Source organism: Flectobacillus sp., from assembly GCF_049240685.1.
GTDB lineage: Bacteria > Bacteroidota > Bacteroidia > Cytophagales > Spirosomataceae > Flectobacillus.
This window is the reverse complement of record NZ_JBMLSD010000015.1, coordinates 1-7,047: the sequence shown is the minus strand read 5'-3', so window position 1 is coordinate 7,047 and position 7,047 is coordinate 1. Positions and strand designations below refer to the sequence as shown.

The window sequence follows — 7,047 nt, the reverse complement described above, 5'->3', positions numbered from 1 at the left end:
GTAGGCCGTAGGCAAAAGGTCTTTATCATTTCTTTCTTTAACTGAGTGACTATTGGCCAACGCCTAATGCCTAACGCCCGTTGCCTAACGCCTATCGCCTAATGCCTATCGCCTAACGCCTACTAACTTTTTAGCTTGTGAAATAAGGTTGTAACAAGTCGATTAATTCTTTGGGAGCCTTGGTTAATCGATTGGTTTCGCGATTAACAAAAACCAATATAGTCTCACCAGTATGCACTAATTTATCTTGCGTATTGAATATTTCATAATGAAAGACCACACGAGCCGAAGGCATGGTTTGTAAAGTTGTTTTGATAGTTAGAACCTCGTCGTACAGTGCTGGGGCAATATATTTTGATTTGTTTTCATAAACAGGCATCATCACACCTGAATCTTCCATTTCCTTGTAACTAAATCCCAAGCTTCGGAGTGCCTCTACCCTACCAATTTCGTATAGGCGAGCATAGTTTCCATAATAAACATATCCCATTTGGTCGGTATCGGCATAGCGAACACGATAAGTGAACTTGTGAATATACATAACAATTACGAAATTTTGGAGAAAATGGATGCTTTGATTTTTGATAAAAACACAAAGACTACAAACCAGACCCGAGGTCTTTCTTTGTAGTCTTTGCATCAATAAAGTTATTTTTTAGTGCTGTGAATATTGAGTTTATTCAATGCATCCTGATAAATACGAGCATTGTTGAGATGATCTTCAAAACTTTCGGCGAAGTTATGATAACCCGAAAAGTCTTCCTTTGCACAGAAATACATGTATTTGTGATGTTCATAATTCAAAACCGCATCAATCGATTTCAAATCTGGCAAATTGATTGGGCCAGGAGGCAATCCAATTACCTTGTAGGTGTTATAAGGAGACTTAATACTCGTCAAAGTACTATTTACACGTTTAATAGTAAAATCCTGATGGGCAAATACTACAGTGGGGTCTGCTTGTAAAGGCATTTTAGCATTCAGACGATTCATGTATACCCCTGCTACACGAGGTTTTTCGTCTTGCTTTTTTGTTTCTGCTTCTACGATTGAAGCCATAATTTGAGCCTGAATAGGTGTAAGTCCGATAGCAGCCGCTTTTTGCTTTCTTTCCTCTGTCCAGAATTTTTTATACCAACCATTCATCGTATCAAAAAACTCGTTTGGAGTCACTGTCCAATAAATTTCATAAGTATTGGGCAAAAACATACACATAATGGTCTCGGTACTGAATCCATACTTTCGTGCAATGGCCGAGTCATTCAACATTTTGGCAAAAGTCAATGAATCAAACTGGAAACGATTCCCAATTTTATGCACCAAATCTTTCTTTAGACGGATATTATTGAAAGTCAAACGAATTGCATCTTGGCGACCAGCACGCAACTTTTTCAACAATTCATAATTTCCCATTTCGGCAGTAATCACATAACGTCCTTCATGGACATTTTCTTTATATTTTAATAATCTTGCCAAGAACTTAAATGAAAGCTCGTCTCTCACAATTTTGTGAGACTGTAGCGAATCCCAAACAGTTTCGAAGGTAGCTCCTTTTGGAATCAACAAAGCGAATCCTTTTTTCTCATCTACCTGATAGTTAGGCGTTTTGGCGATTTGCCATACATAATAAGAAAACATCGCTGCGAATAAGGCAACCGTTATAATCAGGTAACGAATGAGAGTGTTGTTCTTTTGCATCTTTGTAGTTTATTGTATCAAGGATGTTACGTAGTAAAACGTTATGAGTCAATAGTATATTGGTTAATTGAAGTTATTCATAATCAAAAGGTTATGGCCAAATTCCACCTCAAGTATACTATTAATTTAGTCTTTCCTACTAAGTTAGTGAGCAAAATAACATTTAAGATTGTATTTTGAGCTTGCAGGTATCGGCTTTCGGCGTTGGGCTTTGGGAAAAATGCATGTCTGTGGTCATTAAACACATTTTAACACTCTTTGCCTTGTGCCTGTTACCTAAACACATAACTTAAATCTTATTCTACACCATTACTTATTTAAAATCCTAAGATTGCTAATAATTAAAATTTAATTCCAAAACGATTTGCTAAGGCATTTAGGTCGTTGACTACTGGTTCCAAAAGGTCAATGCCATTCGTTTTTCGATGTGCTTCCAAGGCTCGTTCGGGGTCACCCGGAATCAATACACTTTTTCCATCGATTGCTGGAGCTGCTTTAAAGCGATTAATCCATTTATCCATGTCGGCTTTAAACTCATCGGCTGGTCTGAAGCCATCAATACGCATAGCACCCAAAAAATGCCCCGTACCTTTTCCTACTTGTTCGCCAGCAGCCATAAATCCTGCCGTTGCAAATGGCGGTACCCAAGGCCCAAAATTAGCCCCAGACAGTACCCCTGAGAAGATATCTACAATTGCTCCTAGCCCATATCCTTTGTGAGACCCATGCTCACGATCACCTCCCAATGGCAACAATGCACCGCCATTTTTGACGGCATTGGCATCATCGGTTGGGTTGCCGTCTTTGTCTTGTACCCATCCAAGAGGAGCTGGTGCAGATTTGCGCTGTAGAATCTCCATTTTACCATAAGCCACCGCAGTAGTGGCAAAATCTGCTACAAAAGGAGGATTTTGAGCAGCAGGAACTGCAACCGCAATAGGGTTTGTTCCTAATAATTTTTCTTTAGAAAACGTTGGAGTAACCAAAGGTGCGGCGTTGGTCATAGCCCAACCAATCATATCTTTATGCAATGCTTTCATAGCATGATAGCCTGCTATCCCAAAATGATTTGAGTTTTGTACCGATATCCAGCCAGAACCTACATTCTCGGCCTTCTGCATAGCAATCTCCATCGCTTTGGGTGCAACTACCAAGCCTAGACCCTTGTCTCCATCTATCACAGCGGTAGAGGGAGTTTCATGCACAATTTTTATGGTTGGTGTAGGATTGAGGCGACCGTTATCATATAATCTAACATACCCACTCAAACGAGCAATACCATGCGAATCAACACCTCTTAAATCAGCAGAAATTAATACCTGAGACGCCAACAGGGCATCTTCTTCACTACATCCAATCGACAGAAAAACCTGTTGGATAAATTCTTGTAATTGCGTATATTGAAAATTCATTATCTAAAATTTTGAATATTTCTTTTTTGAGATTTACGAGGCAAAATTACAAATAAATGTTCGATGATTGTCGCTATTTCAAAAAATCCATATTATTAGCCACCATCCTTATTTTGAAGACCTTGAAAAGAATATTAGTAAAAATCTGGCAAAAAGATGCAAAAATGGCACTTTTCGCCTTGTTTTTTTGTCATTGTTTCAGTGTACAAGCTCAAAAAAACAAGATACAAAAAGTACCATTTATCAATAAACCCGATACACTTACCTTACGTGTTGAAGAAAATCTTAGAATTAAAATTAGACGTGATATAAAACATCATACCAAACTAATAGACGATGAACTCATTCACGAATATCGCTCGATTGCTATTCGAGTATACAATCCATGGCTAAAGACTTTAAATATTGTAGTTGGCGAAACGATTCCCGACATCAAGGATACTGAGCTAGTTTTTGAGATGGAAGAAAATTCTGATGCCACTGTTGATTATAATCGAAATAAACTTTTCTGGGATTTTGCACTCAAACCCAAAGAAGCCAAAATCATCGTACTGAGTTATCGAGTGCATTATCCCAAAGGCAAAACCATAATTGATATAAAAAATGTCTTTCAAATTCAAACGTATAAGCGCAAAGCTATTTAGTTATTTTGTTCAAGGTCTTCTCTTACTTGCGCCTGTTTATATTACAGGTTACATCATCTTTAACCTTCTTTCTTCTCTTGACGAACACTTTTACTTTCATTTTAGAGGCACAGGACTTGTAGTATTGCTTGCCATCATCTTAGTAGTTGGTTTTTTGGGTTCGTCATTTATTGCCGTTCCAGTCCTAAAAATTTTTGAGGAGGCGCTTTCTCGGCTTCCTTTAGTCGGACTCATATATTTTTCATTGAAAGATTTAGTGGGGGCATTTGTTGGAGATAAAAAGAAGTTTAATCAACCCGTTTTATTTACCATAAATAAAGAAAGTGGCATTAAAAAAATAGGCTTTATCACCCAAAATGACCTTAGTTTTTTGGCACTTGACGAAGACGTGATGGTGTATTGCCCACATTCCTATGCCTTTTCGGGCGAGATGTTGATTATTCCAAGAGCCAGCATTACAGAATTAGACATACCGTCGTCTGATGCAATGAAAATGATTATATCAGGCGGTGTATCGCTCACACAAGACGCTAAATAGTATTCTTCAAACTTAAAACAACCTTAGATTCCTTTCACTGACTTAAAAATCTGAATAGATTCTTTTAGTTTAGCAGTAAATTTTATAAACTCAACAACCATTTTTCCAATAAACCTTATGGAATTCATTCAAAGCTTACACTGGAGCGTCTGGATAGTGATACCGATTGTGGGATTGGCCATCCGTGATATTCTACAAAAAAAGCATACGATCCAGCACAACTTTCCCGTAATCGGACATATCCGATACATGCTAGAAACAATCGGGCCAGAATTGAGGCAATATATTGTTGCCAACAACCGAGAAGAACTACCCTTTAATCGAGGCGAGCGTGCATGGGTTTATGCATCCTCAAAAAAAGAAAATAACCTTCAAGGATTTGGTTCAGATCAAGATTTTAATGCGGTTGGATATATTTTTATAAAGCATGCCATGTTGGGTTTGAAGTTACCCGCATCTCATCCTAACCTCAAAGACCCCAGTGTAGTGCCCTGTGCCAAAACCATTGGAGAATACCACAATCGCAAAAAGCCCTACAAACCCTATTCAATCGTAAACATTTCGGGGATGAGTTATGGCTCACTTTCTGCCAAAGCAATTGAGTCACTCAATCAGGGAGCCCTCAAATTTGGATGCTATCACAACACTGGTGAAGGCTCGCTATCGCCCTATCATAAATTTGGAGCCGATGTTGTGGTCAATATTGGTACCGCCTATTTTGGTGTTCGCGACGATGAAGGCAACTTTTCGATGGAAAAGCTTATTAAAATGACGCAGGATAATCCTTTTATTCGTGCACTCGAGCTCAAGTTATCCCAAGGTGCCAAACCTGGCAAAGGTGGGGTTTTGCCTGCTTCGAAAATCACGAAAGAGATTGCCGAAATTCGACATATTCCTATGGGAAAAGATGTAATTTCGCCAGCCTACCATTCGGCATTTTCTACTATTCCAGAAATGGTCGAATTCATTGAACAAATGGCTCACAACACTGGTCTTCCTGTCGGAATCAAATCGGCAGTAGGAAAGCTAGAAATGTGGGAAGAATTGGCTCAATATATGGTAAAAACTGGAAAAGGCCCCGACTTTATAACCATCGACGGAGGAGAAGGCGGTACAGGAGCAGCCCCTCATGCTTTCGCAGACCATGTATCTTTGCCTTTTACATTTGCCTTTAGTAAAGTCTATAAAATTTTCCAACGTTATGGCCTCGCAGACAAAATCGTGTTTATAGGTTCGGGTAAATTAGGTTTTCCTGAAAAAGCAATGATGGCATTTGCCATGGGTTGTGACTTGGTGAACGTCGGACGCGAAGCCATGATGTCTATTGGCTGTATTCAGGCACAGGTTTGTCATACCAATAGATGCCCTACAGGAATCGCTACTTCAAACAAATGGCTACAAGGCGGGATAGACCCAACACTCAAAAGCGAGCGTTTTTATAATTACCTAAAAACGCTGAATAAAGAAATGCTCGAAATTGCTCATGCTTGTGGTTATGAGCATCCTGCTCAAATGAACATGAAGGACGTAGACATGGCTATGGGCGATAACAATAAGACACAATCGCTAGCCACGGCATTTGGTTATGACAAAACCCCCGTGCCTTTCAAAGGAGTTTCAGATTTACTAGCCTCCCCATTTTTAGGGGGAAACAAGGCCTCAAAATAGACTTACCCTAGCAGTTGGAGTCCTCCCTCCAACTGCATACCTCACTTATCACCTCCAATACTACTTCATCACATAAAAATTGAATTTTTTGGCATTTTTTACGTATTTTGCACTTTTATTTAGTTTTTTCGTCGCTGAATATTTCATCTTCATTCCAGAAGCCTAACATCTTAGTAAAACACTTTGTTTTTATAACCAGTAAATTAAAATTTATGTACACCCAAATTAGAAACGTAGCTTCACAATTCATTTCGGATTTTACAAAGGAGGAGTTAGACTTAATTGAAAAGCATTTTTATCCAAAAAAACTTGGTAAAAATGAACACCTGTTACAGGTTGGTGAGGTAGCGAAGGAGGTATTTTTCATTTATAAGGGTATCATGAGAAACTACGTTCCTATTTCAAAGAAGGGACATATCACAAATTACTTTGCAGAGGAAGGAATGTTTAACACTTCGGCAGTGAGTTTTTTCACACAACAACCCTCCTACGAAGCTGTTCAGGCCATAGAACCTTGCGAAGGTCTTGCTATTCAATTTGAAAATTTAGAAGCACTTTATGATCAATACCATAACTGGGAGAGGCTCGGTAGATTATTTTTACAGGCTATTTTAATTAAGCAAGATTTACGTTTGAGGTGGTTTATCGAGAAATCCGCTATTGAAAGGTACGAGGCCTTTTTGAAAACCTACCCTCATTTGATGCAGCGTATTCCACAATACTATGTAGCATCTTACTTGGGGATTACTCCAGAATCTTTGAGCAGATTGCGCTCGAGAAATCAAAAAGTTTCGACCGATAAGGTATGAGGACATTCTTCTCAAATTGACAAACGCTACTACCCTTAACCATTTTTCGACCGCATACTTCATGTAAAGGTGCGGTCTATTTTTTAACGGATTGTTACTAAAGCCTTAAAAGAAAATAGAGATAATCGTCTGAAAAACATTATAAGCCTTGAAAAAAACTCTTGCTGTTGGTAATAGCCCCAGCGCAAATTATTTAAGCATTTCTGTTTCTATAAAATAAAGTGAAAAGTCTCAATACCAGAATGACAATTCTCGTTTTTTCGAGTAATCAGACTACA

7 protein-coding genes are annotated in these 7,047 nt (G+C 38.6%); 4 read left to right on the top strand and 3 right to left on the bottom strand.

From position 1 onward, the window contains the following. Positions 1-130: 130 nt before the first annotated feature. The 3 genes from ACOVQ4_RS00750 to ACOVQ4_RS00740 form a co-directional block, all read right to left on the bottom strand. The gene (locus tag ACOVQ4_RS00750) at positions 131-541 is read right to left on the bottom strand and encodes an acyl-CoA thioesterase (protein ID WP_421818768.1); all 411 of its coding nucleotides are present in this window, start codon (positions 539-541) and stop codon (positions 131-133) included. Between the two features lie 107 nt (positions 542-648). Then, positions 649-1,698 carry an endolytic transglycosylase MltG gene (gene mltG, locus ACOVQ4_RS00745; RefSeq protein ID WP_421818767.1) on the bottom strand — a complete coding sequence of 350 codons (1,050 nt, stop codon included), beginning with the start codon at positions 1,696-1,698 and terminating at the stop codon, positions 649-651. Between the two features lie 341 nt (positions 1,699-2,039). After that, positions 2,040-3,110: an Ldh family oxidoreductase gene (locus ACOVQ4_RS00740; RefSeq protein ID WP_421818766.1), complete on the bottom strand. Its 1,071-nt coding sequence runs from the start codon at positions 3,108-3,110 to the stop codon at positions 2,040-2,042. A 122-nt stretch (positions 3,111-3,232) separates the two neighbouring features. Between ACOVQ4_RS00740 and ACOVQ4_RS00735 the strand changes: the two genes are divergently transcribed. The 4 genes from ACOVQ4_RS00735 (at position 3,233) to ACOVQ4_RS00720 (ending at position 6,769) form a co-directional block, all read left to right on the top strand. Further along, positions 3,233-3,754, top strand: coding sequence for a DUF4139 domain-containing protein (locus tag ACOVQ4_RS00735; protein ID WP_421818765.1), 522 nt, complete (start codon positions 3,233-3,235; stop codon positions 3,752-3,754). Further along, the gene (locus ACOVQ4_RS00730) at positions 3,714-4,292 is read left to right on the top strand and encodes a DUF502 domain-containing protein (protein WP_421818764.1); all 579 of its coding nucleotides are present in this window, start codon (positions 3,714-3,716) and stop codon (positions 4,290-4,292) included. Before ACOVQ4_RS00735 ends, ACOVQ4_RS00730 begins: the two co-directional genes overlap by 41 nt. Positions 4,293-4,409: 117 nt before the next feature. Beyond that, entirely contained in the window at positions 4,410-5,960 is a 1,551-nt protein-coding gene (locus ACOVQ4_RS00725) for an FMN-binding glutamate synthase family protein (RefSeq protein ID WP_421818763.1), read from the top strand. 212 nt (positions 5,961-6,172) lie between these two features. Further along, a complete protein-coding gene (locus ACOVQ4_RS00720) occupies positions 6,173-6,769 on the top strand; it encodes a Crp/Fnr family transcriptional regulator (RefSeq protein WP_421818762.1) in 597 nt (198 codons plus the stop codon). Positions 6,770-7,047 lie beyond the last annotated feature (278 nt).

What these genes read in the sequence shown, in the direction of transcription:
- ACOVQ4_RS00750 (WP_421818768.1), bottom strand. Translation starts at nt 541, where the DNA reads ATGTATATTCACAAGTTCACTTATCGTGTTCGCTATGCCGATACCGAC.
- mltG (WP_421818767.1), bottom strand. Translation starts at nt 1,698, where the DNA reads ATGCAAAAGAACAACACTCTCATTCGTTACCTGATTATAACGGTTGCC.
- ACOVQ4_RS00740 (WP_421818766.1), bottom strand. Translation starts at nt 3,110, where the DNA reads ATGAATTTTCAATATACGCAATTACAAGAATTTATCCAACAGGTTTTT.
- ACOVQ4_RS00730 (WP_421818764.1), top strand. Translation starts at nt 3,714, where the DNA reads ATGTCTTTCAAATTCAAACGTATAAGCGCAAAGCTATTTAGTTATTTT.
- ACOVQ4_RS00725 (WP_421818763.1), top strand. Translation starts at nt 4,410, where the DNA reads ATGGAATTCATTCAAAGCTTACACTGGAGCGTCTGGATAGTGATACCG.
- ACOVQ4_RS00720 (WP_421818762.1), top strand. Translation starts at nt 6,173, where the DNA reads ATGTACACCCAAATTAGAAACGTAGCTTCACAATTCATTTCGGATTTT.